The sequence below is a fragment of the Shewanella sp. POL2 genome (genome assembly GCF_000282755.1).
In the GTDB taxonomy this organism is placed as follows: Bacteria; Pseudomonadota; Gammaproteobacteria; order Enterobacterales; family Shewanellaceae; genus Shewanella; species Shewanella xiamenensis.
This window is the reverse complement of sequence record NZ_AKZL01000025.1, coordinates 1-18,030: the sequence shown is the minus strand read 5'-3', so window position 1 is coordinate 18,030 and position 18,030 is coordinate 1. Positions and strand designations below refer to the sequence as shown.

Annotated in this window: 17 protein-coding genes and 1 pseudogene; 15 read left to right on the top strand and 3 right to left on the bottom strand. The window is 48.0% G+C overall.

The window, feature by feature from the left end:
• The first annotated feature begins 100 nt into the window (after window positions 1-100).
• Window positions 101-940, top strand: a complete 840-nt coding sequence (locus SHEWPOL2_RS08705) for a transporter substrate-binding domain-containing protein (RefSeq protein ID WP_037427690.1) — start codon at window positions 101-103, stop codon at window positions 938-940.
• Here the strand turns inward: SHEWPOL2_RS08705 and SHEWPOL2_RS08700 are convergent.
• From SHEWPOL2_RS08700 to SHEWPOL2_RS08690, 3 genes are all read right to left on the bottom strand, one after another.
• A complete protein-coding gene (locus SHEWPOL2_RS08700) occupies window positions 903-1,316 on the bottom strand; it encodes a YkgJ family cysteine cluster protein (protein WP_037423422.1) in 414 nt (137 codons plus the stop codon). The genes SHEWPOL2_RS08705 and SHEWPOL2_RS08700 overlap by 38 nt on opposite strands.
• 103 nt (window positions 1,317-1,419) lie before the next feature.
• On the bottom strand, window positions 1,420-3,258 hold the full coding sequence (locus tag SHEWPOL2_RS08695) for a GGDEF domain-containing protein (RefSeq protein ID WP_231570464.1): 1,839 nt from the start codon (window positions 3,256-3,258) through the stop codon (window positions 1,420-1,422).
• 13 nt (window positions 3,259-3,271) lie between these two features.
• Window positions 3,272-4,330, bottom strand: coding sequence for an ABC transporter substrate-binding protein (locus tag SHEWPOL2_RS08690; RefSeq protein ID WP_050991329.1), 1,059 nt, complete (start codon window positions 4,328-4,330; stop codon window positions 3,272-3,274).
• A gap of 635 nt (window positions 4,331-4,965) precedes the next feature.
• Between SHEWPOL2_RS08690 and recG the strand changes: the two genes are divergently transcribed.
• The 14 genes and pseudogenes from recG to SHEWPOL2_RS08620 all read left to right on the top strand — a co-directional run.
• A complete protein-coding gene (gene recG, locus SHEWPOL2_RS08685; protein ID WP_037423313.1) occupies window positions 4,966-7,041 on the top strand; it encodes an ATP-dependent DNA helicase RecG in 2,076 nt (691 codons plus the stop codon).
• A gap of 175 nt (window positions 7,042-7,216) precedes the next feature.
• Window positions 7,217-8,110 (top strand): DUF3014 domain-containing protein, encoded by an 894-nt coding sequence (locus SHEWPOL2_RS08680; protein WP_037427687.1) that lies wholly within the window; start codon window positions 7,217-7,219, stop codon window positions 8,108-8,110.
• Between the two features lie 366 nt (window positions 8,111-8,476).
• A complete protein-coding gene (locus SHEWPOL2_RS08675) occupies window positions 8,477-9,217 on the top strand; it encodes a beta-ketoacyl synthase chain length factor (RefSeq protein WP_037427685.1) in 741 nt (246 codons plus the stop codon).
• A complete protein-coding gene (locus tag SHEWPOL2_RS08670; RefSeq protein WP_037427684.1) occupies window positions 9,210-10,067 on the top strand; it encodes a lysophospholipid acyltransferase family protein in 858 nt (285 codons plus the stop codon). Before SHEWPOL2_RS08675 ends, SHEWPOL2_RS08670 begins: the two co-directional genes overlap by 8 nt.
• Window positions 10,045-10,299 (top strand): phosphopantetheine-binding protein, encoded by a 255-nt coding sequence (locus SHEWPOL2_RS08665; protein WP_011074022.1) that lies wholly within the window; start codon window positions 10,045-10,047, stop codon window positions 10,297-10,299. The genes SHEWPOL2_RS08670 and SHEWPOL2_RS08665 overlap by 23 nt, the downstream gene beginning before the upstream one ends.
• 9 nt (window positions 10,300-10,308) lie before the next feature.
• Window positions 10,309-10,557: an acyl carrier protein gene (locus SHEWPOL2_RS08660; RefSeq protein ID WP_011074023.1), complete on the top strand. Its 249-nt coding sequence runs from the start codon at window positions 10,309-10,311 to the stop codon at window positions 10,555-10,557.
• Window positions 10,557-11,105: a hypothetical protein gene (locus SHEWPOL2_RS08655; RefSeq protein ID WP_037427683.1), complete on the top strand. Its 549-nt coding sequence runs from the start codon at window positions 10,557-10,559 to the stop codon at window positions 11,103-11,105. The genes SHEWPOL2_RS08660 and SHEWPOL2_RS08655 overlap by 1 nt, the downstream gene beginning before the upstream one ends.
• On the top strand, window positions 11,102-12,466 hold the full coding sequence (locus SHEWPOL2_RS08650) for an AMP-binding protein (protein WP_037427682.1): 1,365 nt from the start codon (window positions 11,102-11,104) through the stop codon (window positions 12,464-12,466). The genes SHEWPOL2_RS08655 and SHEWPOL2_RS08650 overlap by 4 nt, the downstream gene beginning before the upstream one ends.
• Complete coding sequence (locus tag SHEWPOL2_RS08645; protein ID WP_037427680.1) at window positions 12,459-12,833, top strand: thioester dehydrase; 375 nt, start codon at window positions 12,459-12,461, stop codon at window positions 12,831-12,833. The genes SHEWPOL2_RS08650 and SHEWPOL2_RS08645 overlap by 8 nt, the downstream gene beginning before the upstream one ends.
• Before the next feature lie 20 nt (window positions 12,834-12,853).
• Complete coding sequence (locus SHEWPOL2_RS08640) at window positions 12,854-14,662, top strand: glycosyltransferase family 2 protein (RefSeq protein WP_037427727.1); 1,809 nt, start codon at window positions 12,854-12,856, stop codon at window positions 14,660-14,662.
• On the top strand, window positions 14,659-16,224 hold the full coding sequence (locus SHEWPOL2_RS08635; protein WP_037427678.1) for an aromatic amino acid ammonia-lyase: 1,566 nt from the start codon (window positions 14,659-14,661) through the stop codon (window positions 16,222-16,224). Before SHEWPOL2_RS08640 ends, SHEWPOL2_RS08635 begins: the two co-directional genes overlap by 4 nt.
• Entirely contained in the window at window positions 16,221-16,655 is a 435-nt protein-coding gene (locus tag SHEWPOL2_RS08630) for an acyl-CoA thioesterase (RefSeq protein ID WP_037427676.1), read from the top strand. The genes SHEWPOL2_RS08635 and SHEWPOL2_RS08630 overlap by 4 nt, the downstream gene beginning before the upstream one ends.
• Window positions 16,652-17,473 (top strand): outer membrane lipoprotein carrier protein LolA, encoded by an 822-nt coding sequence (locus SHEWPOL2_RS08625; protein ID WP_037427674.1) that lies wholly within the window; start codon window positions 16,652-16,654, stop codon window positions 17,471-17,473. Before SHEWPOL2_RS08630 ends, SHEWPOL2_RS08625 begins: the two co-directional genes overlap by 4 nt.
• Window positions 17,473-18,030: pseudogene (locus SHEWPOL2_RS08620) on the top strand (MMPL family transporter); the annotation flags it as partial. The gene SHEWPOL2_RS08625 and the pseudogene SHEWPOL2_RS08620, both read left to right, overlap by 1 nt.

Sequence of the window (18,030 nt, the reverse complement as noted above, 5' to 3'; positions counted from 1 at the left end):
AAATATCACCCAGATACAGGGTTGGAATGTCGCGATAAAGAGCCAGTACAGCAAATAACCCTTTGCTACACTTTAATAATCGCCATTGAGCTTAAAGAGTATGATGCGTTCATTATATCCGCTAATCGCTTTACTATGCGTGATTCTGCTCTCGCCTGTTACCTATGGCGCCGATGAGCTTTCCCCATTTAGGTTACGCTTTTGTGTCGAAGAGACTGAATATCCACCATTTAATTACTTTGTTCGACAAGATGGTATTAAGACTTCCACGCTTAGCGGCTACGACATTGACCTGCTAGAGCGCACCTTTAAGCCCATTGGAATTGATTATGAAGTACTGGCTTTGCCTTGGCTCCGCTGTTTAAAAGACGTCCAAAATGGCAGCATAGATGCTGCGATGAGCGCATCGCTCAACCGACAAAGAGCGACTGATTATATCCCATCTATCGCTTATTATTACCTCACTCCAAGTTATTTTTATTTAAAAGCTGAATTGGACCCGCTGTTTCATATCGATGATATCAATCAATTAGCTCACTTTGGCAAGGTTTGCGGCATTAAAGGATTCAACTACGATAATTTTGGCTGGCGTAAAGAGACTCCTCTTAGCGAAATACATTCCCTAGGACATTTACCGGAAATGCTACTAAAACAAAGATGTAAGTTCTTTCTCGCCCGCAAAGAAATACTGGCGGGCACGCTAGCTTTGGCGCATGCTGCACAACTCCCTCAAGCACTAGCATCAAAGATCTCTCCTAATGCTCAGCAAGAAGCGTTTTACATGCTGATTTCTAAACATTCAGCCCATAAGGAGCTGATTGCTCATGAGTTTAATCGGCAGGTAAAAACGATGCAGGAGAATCATCAACTCGAAACCCTCTATCAATTTCATATTCAAAAACTTACTCACGGGGACGATAAGGGCAGTAATTCGCTTTAGGGCCAATTTGTGGGTGGTTACGACAGGTTTCAGGGCGTTGGTGATAAATAGTACAGCGGCGAGTTTTACCATCTAGATATAGGCAATCATCATTCGCCATACGGGCAAGGGTAAAAATCGCCGTTTTATGGTTATAGTTGTCAATAATACGCGCTTTTTGCAGGCGCTTGGCAATCGCCTTAAGATCGCCTTCAGCTTCAAAGTCATCCACCAAACCCATGCGCACTAAGTCACTTACGGTCACTTCAACGGGCAAAGTACAACAGGTTGCATGGCAGGTATCACACAGGCCTTTGCGATATTTTTGCCAAGTTGATAAATCATCAATATTAAAAATCGATACCGAATTTACCGTATTTTTGCTCCGTTTTGACACACCAAAACCTTCAGATAAACAATAAAGGGCGGCAATTATAACAGGCCCCAAATAGAAATAAATCTGTGGTCACAAACGGAACCAAGGCTTGACTAATACAAGCTCAAGAATGAGCTAGCGCTGTTTGAGGCGACTCCATCACCACTGTATTGCGACCACGCTCTTTAGCGCGATAAAGGCAGATATCGGCACGGCGTAATACATTCGAAATGGTGAGTTCATTTAATGCATCCGGCGGTAAATACACTCCACCAATACTAAGAGTAATCTTACCGGTAGGTGCACCCAAGTGCGGAATATTCAATGCAGCGACTTGATTGCACAGTTGGGTAGCAATGGCTTCCAATTGGATTGGTGTGATTTTCGCTAAAACAACTGCAAACTCTTCGCCACCAATGCGCGCTAGCAGCGCATTGGGTGGTAAAATTTCACAGCCTTTTAAATCCTGAGCCACTCGCCTAAGTACAGCATCGCCTTCAATATGCCCGTAGTTGTCGTTGTAACTCTTAAAATAATCAATATCCAACATCAACACACCGACTGCTGTGTTGCCATGGAGTAATGTGTCGAGTGTTTGTGTAAAGGGGCGTCGATTGCTCAGCCCAGTTAATTCATCGGTTTCAGCCATGACTCTGAGTTGCGTATTCACCGTTACCAGTGCTTGCTGTAAGTTAAGCATCTGTCGCTCTTTTTCTTCACGCAGCAATAACTCGTTCAGCGCTGCGGAAAACTGAGTCAACATCACTTTTTTTTGTTTAGTCCAATTTAGTGGCCGAGAAACCATTGATAGCGATAATAGCCCGACAATTTCATCGGCATTTTTCATGGCAAATGCGGCAATAGAGCAAATACCAATACCTCGAAGTAACCCGTATTCTTCAGGCGATGTTTGCTTCAATGAGTCGACATTCTCGATAACTAATGTCGATTCCTGCTCAAATTTTTGTGCCAGCAAAGTAACAATATCCGCAGAAATGCTAATAATTTCAGATACATTAGGTTCACTAGACCAAACGCAACGGTAGTTTACCTGTCGTTGGTTAAACTCTATTAGGCTTACCCTTTCGACATCAAATAATCGCCCGATTTTACGGCAAACCTCAGTAAGGTTGTTGTCTAAGTTAAGGGTCTCCACTGTTAAAAATTGCAATGATATTTCAGCTAACAGTTGGCTAGCTTGGGACTGCCAATTGAGCGCTTGAGTCCGCTCATCAACTAAACGTGCTAACTGACTTTGCTGTTGCTGCAATGCACGCTTTTGGCGTTTATTAACCGCAAGATCGTTACGAATTCTTTGATACATAGCCTGAAGCGATTGAGCAACATGACCAATTTCATCAGGATTTCTCACCACACTATCGGGTACGGTTAACTTAGGTAATGCATTCAGATTTATCTGGTTAGCAAACCGCTCCAATTCCGATAAACGATTGGTCACCAATAAACGCACCAGCGTAAGGATAAGATAAATCATCAGTAAGGTTTTAAGCCCATTGCCTAAGACAATAATGATCAATTGTTGCCATAATTCGTAATAGAGTTTGTCCGTATCCAGCCCGACAGTCAGCATACCAATCTGTTGTTCCTGATACATAATTGGGTAACGAAACAGAGTTTGTCGGGAATCCTTAGCGTGAATCGCCTTGCCCAACTGCATGGCTACGCCATCGATACTCTCTAAATTGACACTCGACACCATCGGCATCATGCCCAAGCCTGAAAGCAAATCAGATAACAGACCATGGTCCACATCCCAAAGTGACTTAGCAATAGTGGGTAAGATCGATTCGGAATATTCACGAATATCGGCAGTTGTATTATCAATGCTTTCTTGATAATTCCACACTAACTGCACCAGCATGGTCAGGACAGCAAAAAATGAGCTCACCCCAATAATAGTGAGCGTCATTCTATGACTGATGGAATGATTACGATGCTTCATGAATACCTATTAATTACTGTTGTGATAACTTATCCACTATTTGTGTCTTAAAAATCCCAGCCCAATCCCTTGCAACTAACTTCTGATAAAAAGCTGAGTCGGGATTAAGTACCCTAAAGAGTTCTATATCCTCATAGGAGGAATAACGTTGGGTCTCTTGGTATTGTTTGAGCTGAATCAACCCTAAGGCACCCGCTAAAAAATGCCCACCTCCAAGAGCACTCACTTTACGCTCTTGGCAGAGCGACAAAATCTCAGGGGAAGTATTAATCGAACTGACCAGTACATCACGTCCAGGTTCAAGGCCCTTTTCGCGGAGTGCTTTTACCACTCCGATAGCCATTTTATCGTTCGCCGTCCAGATTAAGGTTAAATCCGGATAACGGCTGAGCAAGGTTAATGTTTGATCATAAGCAATATCTTCACGCCATTGACCATATACCGTTTGAGTAACAATAACATTGGGTTGCATAAAGAAATAATCATTAGCGCCTTGAGTTCTTAACACTGATGCGGGCGTAGATTTATCGCCCGAGATTAATAAAACCTTAGCCTTTTTATTTTCTAAACGACTTAGCAAATTTTTAGCGGTATCAGCACCAATAGCATAGTTATCTGGGATAATCGCTGGTAATAAATAAGTTTGCCAATGTGGATCTGCCAATAAGTGTTCTCGCTCGGCGACAGAAATATCATTTAAAATCAATTGAACATATATGGGATATTGATAAAGCATCTGCAACATTTTTATCGCAGACTGCTTCTCATTCACTAAAATAATATGAGTAGGAAGTGATGGCTGAGATTTTAATAACGTTTCTAATTGAGCAATCATTTTAAAGTGATTACGATCTGAATGTATGATTTGCAAATTAATATCAAGCTTTGATGAAGCCACCTGCATTAATTTATCGACATCACCCCAAAAGCTATCCGTAACCGCGCCTGGATTAAAAAAAACCACATCCAATTTAGCCCACGCAGGCAAAGCAAAACACAGTATGCCTATCCATAAACAACGTAAACATAATAGATGCAAAGGCGAGTACTCCTCGACCGTGTTTCCCCGCATGTGATCCATCACAGAGGTCACTTTATTATTATCGATTCACAACCTTGTTACCGCATAATTACCAAAACAACCCAATGGCAACCAACACTTCGATTAAACCACAAAATAACAAAAAGTGTACTTTATAATAAAGAATATTAATTTTTGCTCCTGTTTTAGGCTCGAAATTATAGAATATTCATTTAATATTAATAAGATAACTCGACGTATAAGATAAGAGGCTATTTTTAATCCCAATATTAGGGCGTGTTGACGTTTCGAGATTAGATTTTGTTCGTTCTGGCAAGTTCGTGCTCGCGAAACGAGGAATGATGTGTAGTTATTCTACTCAAATGACGAGCGGCTCTTATGACAGAAAGTAAGAGCAAGAGCTTGCCAGACGAACCCTTCTGGCAGCATTGGCTGGCTTTTCTGCCGCGTTATCGTCCGTTTATGTAGAATAACTACACGGCACGGACTTTGCCTTGCATAAAAGCCAGCCTAATTGCTGCAAAAATAACCCTGAAACGTCAACACGCCCTAATCATTCAGCCTCTTTACATAGCGCACTTAACCGCAGTCGATCCCCCAAGATTGCCTTACGTTTATTCTCTGTTAGTATATGTATAAATTCACAGTGATTGAGTGCTAACGACTTGCAGCAATTGGATCTTGTTCCGATCACCGAACTCAAGGGCGTCGCCAAAAGAGTCGCGGAAAAACTCGCCAAACTCGGCATCACAACAGTACAAGATCTGCTGTTTCACTTGCCCCTGCGCTACGAAGACCGCACTCAAATCTATCCCATCGCCGCACTCATGCCCGGAAATTACGGCACCATTGAGGCCGAAATCCAGTCGACTCAAATCCTTCAAGGCCGTAAACGCATGCTCGTCTGCAATGTGCGTGACGATACTGGCAGCATGAGCCTACGCTTTTTTAACTTTTCAATGGCGCAGCGCAATGCGATGCAAAATGGATTAATGATCCGTGCCTATGGCGAAATTCGTCGCGGAAGTCATCAAGCGGAAATCGTGCACCCCGAATATAAAATCGTCTATCCGGGTGAGGATATTCACCTAAGCGATACACTTACGCCGATTTATCCCACCACCGAGGGCTTAAAACAGGCGAGTTGGATTAAGCTCACCGAACAGGCACTTGAATTATTAGAAGATGGCGGCTTGACCGAGTTATTACCCGCCCATTTGCAGCCAAACAACATGAGCCTAAAACAGGCGCTGCAAACCCTGCATCGCCCCCATGCGGGGATTTCACAATTTGATTTAGAGCTTGGTCAACACCCCGCGCAGCAGCGACTGGTGCAGGAAGAATTACTCGCCCACAACCTGAGTATGCTACGCCTTAGACAACGCAGTAACCTCGACGCCGCCGTGACCATGCATGCCACGGGGCAATTACTAAACCCTTTTCTCGCCTCACTGCCCTTTAAACCCACAGGCGCGCAGCAACGTGTCGTTGCCGAGATAGGTAAAGATTTAGCACAACCGCACCCCATGATGCGCTTAGTACAAGGGGATGTCGGCTCAGGCAAAACCTTAGTCGCCGCCCTCGCCGCCCTTCAAGCGATTGAAAACGGCTATCAAGTGGCCATGATGGCGCCTACCGAATTACTCGCCGAGCAGCATGCAGCTAACTTTGCCGCGTGGTTTGAACCACTAGGATTAAAAGTCGGTTGGCTTGCGGGTAAGCTTAAAGGCAAGGCGCGGGCGCAATCTTTAGCGGATATTGAATCTGGCGCAGCGCAAATGGTGATCGGTACCCACGCCATTTTTCAGCAACAGGTTATCTTCCATAGGCTCGCCTTAATTATCATCGACGAGCAGCACCGATTTGGTGTCCACCAGCGGATGGGACTCAGGGAAAAAGGTATCAATCAAGGGTTTCATCCCCATCAGTTGATTATGACGGCAACCCCGATCCCACGGACGTTAGCCATGACGGCCTACGCCGATCTCGACACCTCGATTATCGATGAGTTACCCCCAGGGCGCACACCCGTCACCACAGTCGCCATACCCGATTCGCGCCGTAATGAAGTACTCGAGCGCGTCCGCAACAGCGTGATCACGGACAAGCGCCAAGCCTATTGGGTCTGTACCTTGATTGAAGAATCCGAAGTCCTCGAGTGCCAAGCCGCCGAAGATACTGCCGAAGAATTACGACTATCGCTGCCGGAGCTGACCATAGGTTTAGTCCACGGCAGGATGAAAGGTGCTGAAAAGCAACAAATTATGGCGGACTTTAAAGCGGGAACCATCAACTTATTGGTGGCAACAACGGTAATTGAGGTCGGCGTCGATGTCCCTAACTCTAGCCTGATGATAATCGAAAACCCCGAACGATTGGGACTTGCACAGTTGCATCAACTGCGAGGACGAGTAGGGCGCGGTGCCGTAGCCAGTCATTGTGTGTTACTCTACAAGGCGCCACTGAGTCAAACCGCAAGTCAGCGGTTGAATGTCCTGCGGCAGAGTAATGATGGTTTTGTTATCGCACAGAAAGACTTAGAGATACGTGGTCCCGGTGAAGTGTTAGGCACTAAACAGACAGGGCTAGCCGAACTTAAGATAGCTGATTTAGTTAGAGATCAAGCGCTTATACCACATATCCAAAAGCTTGCGAATCATGTGATGTCGCAAGCACCCGATGCGGTTGATGCCATTATTCATCGTTGGCTTGGGCATAGGCAACAATATGTTCAAGCGTAAACCTTAAGCTAACCCCTTCAAGGTAAAATAAATTCAACCTGTTCAGCTAACCGCTATGGACAAGCGCGTGTAAACTTGCAAAATGAACTTGCAACCTAAAAGGCGGCACTTGCACTTTAATGTTAGCTGCATGATATTCACCACATTACCTTGACACTGAAGCGAAGGATGTAAAATGCAAGTTAATCAAGATGATAGAATTACACCTCAAGAGACCTCGTCTAGCAGCAATCGCTTTGCATTGATTGCGATTGTGCTCGTCATCCTGCTCTCTGCGGCAGGTTATTACTACTATAGTAAAGATGACTCACCCAAACTCATTCCTAATGCACCGATAGTACTACCAGAGCCACCATCGTCAGAACCGCTTACTCTGGAAACAAACCCGGAGCCTGAAACCACTCCAGTGGAAAACGTAACACCACAAACGACCACGACGGAAACTGACTCAACCACCACCGTTGAGCCTCAAGCGCCCGTAGAAACGGTGCCAAACTTGCCTGAGAGTGATGCTTTTGTGCATCAAAAAGCACTGGCACTTATCAGTAATAATGTCGTAGGTTCATCCTTAGTCACACAAGATTTGATCCGTCAGTTTGTAGTCTTCGTGGATAACTTGGCGCAGGGCGAATTGACCCGCAAAGTCAGCCCAATTAAGGGCCCTGAAAAACTCTTTACCGTGGCGGAAATCACTAACAAAGTGTATTTAAATCCAGAGAGTTACCACAGATATGATGCCTACGCGACCGTCATTGCCAATATGGATGAGCAAAGCTTAATGCACACCTACAAGCAACTCACGCCGCTATTTGATGAAGCCTTCGCTGAACTGGGTTATAGCAACGCCAAATTCAATGACAGAATGCTACAAGCAATTAAGGTGATGCTCGCAGCGCCAATTATTGAAGAGCCCATTGAGCTGAGTTCAATTAGCGTCAACTATCGCTTCGTTGATCCCAATTTGGAAGCCTTACCTAGTGCCCAAAAACTGCTTGTTCGTATGGGACCAGAGAACACTCGTAAAGTGAAAACTGCACTGCGTAAAATGGAAAGCCAACTCGCACAATAGATTGATATTCAATCAATAGTGGCATTATTAATAATAAACAGGCGCCTCAAGCGTCTGTTTACTATTGATATCAGAGCCTGTTCAACTGAGGTTAAGCCACTTAGTCTACACTCCCTGTCTTTATCCCGTTCTGAAAACTATGTTAGCCAACAGTGACAAAGCAAAATCTCATTGCATTTTATTAACCTTGCATATGCAAATGACTTCATTAAAACTAAGGACTTAGTGTAGAATGTGCCGTTCAATAAATGGGGGAATTGTGTTCGTTCATCCAACGAGCAAATAGCGATAAGCCAGTCAATTCATTAATGTTTTCGCTTAGTTAGGGATAACTAAGACAGCTTTAAATAGTGTCGAGGCAAAGTAGTGCAACTCAGATTCAGCATCCTCTCTTGGGGGGCGTGGGCTCCAAACTATCAGCAGCATGATGACTGGCAAACTTGGTGCAAGCACTCGGCTGAAACGACCAAAGAGGCTTCACCCACTGACAGCATATCTCCGGCACTTCCCCAAGTGCCAGCCATGCAGCGTAGACGCTTTAGCCGTTTAACAAAAATGATGCTAGATGTCAGTTTTCAATGTGATACGCCACCAAACTGCCGTTCGATATTTGCTTCCCGCCACGGCGAACTGCATCGCACTATTGGCTTGCTCGAAGATATTATCGCTAAGCAACCGCTTTCTCCCTTAGGTTTTAGTCAATCCGTGCATAACACTGGCAGTGGTATTTTTGGCATTTTACACAATAACACCGCCCCTTCTACCTCAATTGCCGCAGGCACTGAAACCCTTTCCCAAGCCATGGTGGAAGCTTTCGCCCAGCTACATCAATCAGCAGAGCCGTTATTACTGATCTTTGGCGATGATCCTGTGCCGCCGGTATACGATGAGTTTACCCAAGAGTATGAACTCCCCTTAGCCTTAGGTTTTACCCTCGCGCCCGCTTGTCATCGCTCGTCCGTAAAGCTCACGCTAAGCCAACTGACTCAAGCACAGCAACAAGTTACTCCTGCGCTGTCCTACGGCATGTTGATCCATGCTCTAGCGACCTCACAAAACATTGCTGGCTGTTTATCCCATTGGCACTGGAGCGTAGAACATGGCTAATCCCGCTCCACAGGGGGCACAGTTCAATGTCGCTTATACGCTGCCCGAAAAACGCCGCACGGGAATCAACTATATTCCCCGTTGGCTCGGTGGCGTCAGTTGCTATATTGCCTTTGGTTTAGGTGGACTGTTAAGTTCGCTCACCATATTGCCGTTACTGCGTTTTTGGCCCGGCACACCTGAGGCGAGGATTATCCGCGTGCAAAAAGCCGTGCACACTATGTTTAAAGGCTTTGTCGCTATGTTGACGTGGGCTGGGGTGATCAACGTTAGCACCCATAATGCCGAGCAGTTACATAGCGCCAAAGGGGTGATCGTCATCGCCAATCACCCGAGTCTCGTCGATGTGGTGGTGTTGATCAGTCTCATGCCCAATGCGGGTTGTATCGTTAAACAAGGCCTTTGGCGTAATCCGTTTTTACGTGGTGTGGTTTCCTGCGCAGGTTATATCCCGAATCGCGGCGCAGAGTTGATGCTCGAAGATTGCCGCGAAGTGCTCGCCAGAGGCACTAATTTAATTATCTTCCCTGAAGGTACACGCACAGTATTTGGCTCAATAATCAATGAGTTTGCCCGGGGCGCCGCCAATATTGCTATTCGTACCCAAGCCGATATTTTACCTGTGGTTTTGCGCACCAATGTACGAGGTTTGACAAAGGAACAGCCTTGGTATGAGATCCCAAGGCAAACCATGGGGATGGCCGTCGAAATCGGCAATCCAATTCCTCACCAAGCCTATCAAGCCCCTTTGGGTGAGCATGCGAAAATGGCCCGACAATTAACTCGGGACCTTGAACAATATTATCAACAACAACTCGAAAATAATTATGACTTTACACAACGAAATTAAACAGTTAATTATCGACTGCCTCGACCTAGAAGATGTCAGTATTGATGATATTGAAACCGATGCCCCCCTATTTGGTGACGGACTCGGACTCGATTCTATCGACGCCCTCGAGTTAGGTTTAGCCATCAAGAAAAAGTTTGATGTCAAAATCGAAGCCAACTCGGATAGCACTAAGGCGCATTTTTACAGTGTGGCCAGCCTTGCTAAATTTATCGAATCACAGCGCCCATAGGAGAGGAAAATGCAAAACCGTGAACAAATCCTCGCTATGCTGACCACGATTTTAGTGGATGAGTTTGAAATCGATGCCGATGCGATTACCCCCGACGCCAATCTTTACGAAGAGTTAGATCTGGACAGTATTGATGCCGTCGATCTGGTGATTAAGCTGCAACAACTGACAGGCAAAAAAATTCAACCCGATGAATTTAAATCAGTTCGTACCGTCAATGATGTGGTCAACGCCATTGAAGGCCTAGTAAAAGACTAATGCGCGTCCTGCTACAGGTGCTCACCGCACTCGCGCTGATAGCCTACCCAGTTGCCGTGTATTTGGGGCTAAACTATCTACCCGCAGGCACAATCGCCCTAGTGCTTTGCCTGTTGTTAGTAGTGCGTTTAATGCTGCAAAAGCAAAAGGTTAAAACATTAGCCTTGCCTTTGCTTGTGGGGATCGCGCTCACTGCTGGCAGTTTTGTGGCAAAACGCAGCGACTGGCTGTTGTATTACCCCGTGGTGATTAATCTCACCATGTTAGCCCTGTTTAGCTACTCGCTATACCAAGGCCCAAGCATGATAGAGCGGCTCGCGCGGTTAAAAGAACCCGATTTGCCGGATGAAGCCATAGGCTACCTTAAAAAAGTCACCCTACTTTGGTGCGGCTTATTTATCCTTAATGGCTCAATGGCGGCCTATACCGCCGCATTTACCAGCCTAGCAACTTGGACCTTGTACAACGGTTTGATTGCATATGTACTCATGGGACTGCTCCTCGGTGGGGAATGGTTATATCGCAGCTTTTGGTTGAAGAAAACATGACACAGCTACTCAAAAACTGGTTAATCCAGGGGCCATTCGCCCAACAACTGATCAGCTTTAACCACCATGACATAGTCACAGGTACCTTGTTTACCAATCAGGTGGCCCATTTTTATGAGCAGCTGCGCCAAGCGCCTGAGCGAAAATGGCTACTGGCGAGTGATACCAGCGATCTGTTTGCCGTTGGCCTATGTGCCGCACTCTTGGCAGGCAAAGAAATTATTTTGCCGCCCAACACCCAAACCGGCACCTTGAGCGAATTAACACACCAATTTGAAGGCATATTGTCCGACAAGCCATTGTGCGAGAGTCACGCCTTTATCCTATTGAATAAAGAGCTGAGTCTGCCCACAAAATCTTGGCCCAAGAGCGACAGCTTTGGTGAACTGGTGCTGTTTACCTCGGGCAGCAGTGGCGAACCTAAGGCCATTCGCAAGAGCCTAAGGCAGCTCGATGCCGAAGTGACTGTGCTCGAGCATACCTTCGCCGAACATTTGCCCCATTGCAGTGTGGTCTCGACCGTTTCCCATCAGCATATCTATGGCTTGCTGTTTAAAATCCTCTGGCCCTTAGCCGCCAGTCGCCCCTTTTTAAGCGAGCAAATTGAATATCCAGAGACCCTAAGCTACTACACTGCGCTGTTGCCGAATCTGTGTTTAATCAGTAGCCCGGCGCAATTATCCCGTTTGCCTAAGGCGCTGGAGCATGAACGCCAATTACGTTCACCCAGCTTGGTCTTTAGCTCTGGCGGCCCCTTAAGTTTCACCGCCGCCCAGGGTGTCGCCCAATGTTACGGCCATTTACCCATAGAGATTTTTGGTAGCACCGAAACCGGCGGTATTGCCTATCGCCGTCAACATGAGGCCGATGAACCTTGGCAAGTGTTTGAACAAATTACCATAGACCAAGACGCTGACGATGGCGCCCTGCTGCTGAAGTCACCCTATTTGGTCGACGATCAATGGTTACGCTGCGAAGATAAAATCGAACCGACAGCCAATGGCCAATTTAGACTCAAAGGCAGGCTCGATCGCATCGTTAAGATTGAAGAAAAACGCCTGTCGCTGGCGCAAATGGAGACCTTGCTCAGTAGCCACGCCTATGTCGAGCAGGCTGCCTTGGTCGTATTGCCCCAGTTTAAATCCCAGTTAGGAGCCGTCATTACCCTGTCACCATTGGGCCGTAGCGTGCATCAAGAGCAGGGAAAACTCAGTATCAACAATGCCTTAAAAGCGCATCTGCTGACCCAGTTTGAACGAGTAACCCTACCGCGCCGCTGGCGTTACCCCGACACCCTACCGTTAAACACTCAGGGTAAGCGTGTCGCCGCCCAGCTAGTTGAGTTATTTGACCATGATTAAGTCGAGTTTACCGCCGATACTCACATCAGAGTTCGGCCCTGATAGCATCGAATTACGCCTGCTGGTCGCCGCCGATCTCGAATATTTTAACGGCCATTTCCCCGAGCAAGCCGTACTCCCCGGCGTGACCCAACTCGATTGGGCCGTGCGCTTAGGTTGCGAGCATTTTGGTTACAACGCTGCGGTCGCTAATTTAGAAGTACTAAAGTTTCAACAGCTTATTCTGCCAGGGCAGGAAGTGACCTTAATCATCAGTCACAATGCCGCCAAGGAAAAACTCACCTTTGCCTACAGCGATGGCGACCACCGCTATGCCTCAGGCCGTATCAGCTTTGCCAGCAAGCAAGGTGATGGAGCGGCGCAGTGAGCGACGGTATGAACGACATAATGTTAGCCCCGCCAAGTGATTTAATGGGCCCAGTCCCAATCAAGCTGGCACTGGTGATCCCCAATTACAATCACAGCGCCGCGATCGCCCAGACCTTGGCCGAGCTCGCCACTCTTAATCTACCCTGCTATTTGATTGACGATGGCAGTAATGATGAGACCCGCTATCTGCTGCAATCCTTGGCGGAGCAACACGATTGGGTGACCTTGCTGCAACACCCCTACAACCGAGGTAAAGGTGCAGCGGTGATGACGGGGCTTCGCCGCGCCTATCGCGATGGTTTTACCCATGCGCTACAGGTCGATGCCGACGGCCAGCATAATTTAAGCGATATCCCCGCGATGCTCGCCAAGGCGCAGGCCAAGCCGGATGCGCTGATCTCAGGTAAGCCCGAGTACGATGAGTCCGTCCCCAAGGGGCGACTCTACGGCCGTTATCTCACCCACTTTTGGGTATGGGTCGAAACCTTAAGCTTTGATATTCAAGATTCTATGTGCGGATTTAGGGTGTATCCATTAGCTGCCACCGAGCGTCTCTTCAGCCAACAAGCACTAACAGAGCGGATGGATTTCGATATCGAAATCCTAGTAAAACTCTACTGGCAAGGGGTAGAAATTCTGTTTCACCCCACCAAGGTCATTTATCCCGAAAATGGCGTCAGCCACTTTCAAGGTGTGGCCGACAATGTGCGTATCACTAAACTGCACACGCGGCTATTTTTCGGCATGTTAAAACGCCTGCCGCAGTTGCTGCACCGTAAACAAGCGGCGAAATCGACGTCATCTGCTCATACTGCGACCCATTGGTCAGCCATGAAGGAGCGCGGCAGTTATTGGGGCATCAAACTGTTAGTCGAAAGCTACCGTTTTGGTGGCCATTGGCTATGCCGCGCCATTATGTATCCCGTGATTTGCTATTTCTTCCTGACCGGAAAAGTCAGCCGCCAAGCCTCATTGGATTTTCTGCGCCGCGTGCAGCGCCTCGAGCCACGGCATCCTCAGTTAAATCAGCCCGTTGGCTGGCGCGACAGCTTAAGCCACTTTATCGCCTTTGGTAATGCGGCGCTCGATAGAATCGATGCTTGGTGCGATCGCATTCAATTAAGCCAAGTGGATTTTCCCGACCGCCAAGTGCTGGCCGATCAGCTAGAAAGCGGCCAAGGTGCCGTGCTGCTGGTGTCCCACTTAGGCAATCTCGAGCTGTGCCGCGCGATTTCAATCCACCAGCGCAAGGTCAAAGTCAATGTCATGGTGTTAACCAGCCATGCCGAAAACTTTAATAACGTACTCAAACAGTTAAATCCCGATAGCACGCTGAATTTGATCCAAGTGACCGAGCTAAATCCCGCCACATCCATGCTATTACAACAAAAAATTGAAGACGGCGAGTTAGTGGTGATTGCAGGGGATAGAACCTCATCCCACGCCCAAGGGCGAGTCGTGTACGCGCCATTTATGGGTCAAGATGCAGCCTTCCCGCAGGGGCCCTTTATTCTGGCCGGACTCTTAGATTGCCCGGTTTATCTGATGTTCTGCCTGCGTGAGCAAGGGCGTTATCGAGTGCATTTAGAGCGCTTCGCCGAGACACTTAAAGGCCCACGAGCGGGCAGAATGGAACGACTCCAACAGGCCGTTTCTCGCTACAGCGAACGCCTCGAACACTACGCAAGGCGTGAGCCCTTGCAATGGTTTAACTTCTTTGATTTTTGGCGGGATGATAACCAGGTTAACCGCGCGACATCCGCCCACAAAACGACAGCAGCACTCCCAGAGCAGGAGCGCACTACAGACAGGACAGAGCATTTATGAACCACGCAGTTACTCACACGACAACCGTTGAGTCGCCAATCGAATTTGGCCGTCAGTTACTCACATTAGAGCAGGTCGTCGCCGTGGCTAAGGGTGCCAAGGTCAAACTCTGTGATGATGCCGATTATCAAGAATATATCCAAAAAGGCGCCCGCTTTATCGATAGTTTGCTGCACGAAGAAGGTGTGGTCTATGGCGTCACCACCGGCTATGGCGACTCCTGCACTGTCAACGTGAGCCTGGACTTAGTGCACGAACTGCCGCTGCACTTATCCCGTTTTCATGGTTGTGGCCTTGGCGAAGTCTTAAGCGTAATGCAGGCGCGCGCCGTGATGGCTTGCCGTTTAAACTCCCTCGCGATTGGCAAATCAGGTGTCACCTATGAGTTATTAAAGCGCATCGAAACCTTGCTTAATCTCAATATCGTGCCAGTGATCCCAGAGGAAGGTTCAGTCGGTGCCAGTGGCGATTTAACGCCACTGTCGTATTTAGCCGCCGTATTAGTCGGTGAGCGCGAAGTGATTTACCAAGGCGAGCGCAGAGCCACCCAAGAGGTTTACCGCGAGCTGAGCATCACGCCCCATGTGCTGCGCCCCAAAGAAGGCTTAGCCCTGATGAATGGCACGGCAGTGATGACAGCATTAGCCTGTTTGGCCTTTGATCGCGCACAATATTTAGCGCGTTTAGCCAGCCGCATTACCGCCATGGCGTCGTTAACCCTCAAAGGCAACTCGAACCATTTCGACGATATTTTGTTTGCTGCCAAACCCCATCCAGGGCAAAACCAAATCGCCACTTGGATACGGGAAGATTTGAACCACCATGTTCACCCGCGCAATTCAGATCGTCTGCAGGACAGGTATTCCATCCGCTGCGCGCCGCACATTATTGGCGTGCTGCAAGACGCGCTGCCCTTTATGCGCCAATTTATCGAAACCGAAGTTAACAGCGCCAACGACAACCCGATTGTCGATGCTGAAGGCGAGCATATTCTCCATGGCGGCCATTTTTACGGCGGGCATATCGCCTTTGCGATGGATTCCTTAAAAAATACTGTGGCCAATATCGCCGATCTGATCGATCGCCAAATGGCATTAGTGATGGACCCTAAGTTTAACAACGGTTTACCCGCTAACCTTTCGGGTTCGACTGGTGCACGTCGCGCCATCAACCATGGCTTTAAGGCGGTGCAAATCGGCGTTTCTGCTTGGACGGCGGAAGCACTGAAACACACTATGCCCGCGAGCGTTTTCTCACGCTCAACCGAATGCCATAACCAAGATAAAGTCAGCATGGGCACTATCGCCGCCCGTGACTGTATGCGTGTATTACAGCTGACAGAACAAGTCGCCGCCGCAGCCCTGCTCGCCATGACCCAAGGCATTGGTCTGCGTATCAACCAAAACGAGTTAGACGAAGCCTCACTGACGCCATCGCTTGCGACCACGCTCGCCCAAGTGCGCGCTGACTTTGAGCCATTAGTCGAAGACCGACCACTGGAAGCCGTGCTGCGCCAAACCGTTGCGAAAATCCAAGCGGGCGAATGGGAAGTGTGCCGATGAAAGCCTTGCTTAGCATAGAAATGGACATGCAGATCCCCTTCCACGATGTGGATTCGATGGGGATCACTTGGCATGGGAATTACCTGCGTTACTTTGAGGTCGCCCGCTGCAAATTGCTTGACGAATTAGGCTACAACTATCGCCAAATGCAGGCCTCGAACTACGCTTGGCCGATTATTGATGTGCAGATCAAATACGTTAAGCCCAGCACCTTTGAGCAACATATTACCGTGCGTGCCGAGTTAGTTGAGTGGGAAAATCGCCTAAAAATCAATTATCAAATCCGTGATACCACAACGGGCGAGCGAATTACTAAGGGCTATACCATTCAAGCAGCGGTGGATATGACAAGCCAAGAAATGTGCTTTGTAACGCCAGAGATATTTCGCAGCAAAATCGCTCCGCTGCTTGTAAAGGCGGATAGCGAATGAATGCCCTCCTCAAAACCTGGTCGCGAGCTAAGTGGGTGCAATGGTTCTGCCAAGGCGCACTGTTAAGCTGCATGCTGCTTGGCTCTGTGCAGGCGCAAGACCTTGCTGATCCTAACCTTACAGAAGCGAGCCAATATCAACCCCTGTTTAACCAAGGAGCCGATAATGCCGCATTACTCGCCCTCAGCCAAAAGCTTAACCTTGGCGAGACGGTACGCGGCCACTTTGTGCAATCCCGCCAACTTAAAGTGTTAAAAAAGCCCCTCATTAGCCAAGGTCAGTTTGTGTTCGACAAAGACCAAGGGCTGATTTGGCAGCAGCTTACGCCCTTTGAGTCCTTGCTCATTTTAAAGGATAAGCAACTTATTCAGCGGGATAGCCAAGGACGAGTGCAAGTCAGCAGCGCCGATGCTTCGGCAAGTGCAGCAGCCATGGGGGATTTATTACCAAGTCTGGTGAGTGCCATGCTGGGCGGCGATATTTCAGGATTAAGCAGTCATTTTGAGCTGCACTTCTTAGCTCAAAAAACGTTAACAAATGAATTAGCTAAGGAAAACTGGCAGCTCGGATTAACCCCTAAAGATCCGCTGATGAAAAAAGCCATCGCTAACATGGTGCTCGAAGGCAGTGATACTCTTCATGCCTTAGTGTTGCTCAGCGCCGCCCCCAGCGTGAGTCCGCAGGATATCACCCGTATCGATTTTCGCGAGCTGCGCCAAGGTAAACTGAGCGAAGCCGAATTAACCCAGTTCTCAATCGCGCTAACTCAAAAAGTTCCTCCACGGGAGACTGATCCTCAAGAGAGCAAGGCAAAATAATGGCGACCAAGATTGCCACGCGCATAGGTCACAGGCTGATGTACACCTCAAGCAAATTACGCCTTGCGATTTGGCTGTGTCTGATGCTGGCGGCGAGCCTATGGACGCTGCAACTGTGGCAAAATGGGGCTAAGGTTCAAAGCGATATTCTCGCCATATTGCCCCATCTGCAGCAGGATGCGCTCACAGCCCGCGCCCTCGAGCAAGTGGAGTCAACACTCGCCGATCAAGTGTATCTTGCCCTGATTGCCAAGGATGAAACGCAAGCCATTGCGGCGGCAACGCTCCTGATGGAGCAGCTTAAGACTCAAAATACCGCCTTTACCGATATTCGCAGTGCCGACATGCAAATGGGTGAAGCCCTAGGCCAATATTATTTTCCCCATCGATTTAAGCTATTAACCTCAGAGCAAGCCGATGCGTTAACCCATAATGGCCTCGATAGCTTAGTTGCCTCGGCCACACAACAGCTCTACAACGCCTTTAGTTACGCAAATAGCCAACTGCTCACTCAAGATCCTTTGCTGTTATTTCCCGCCAATTTGCTCGCCCTCGCA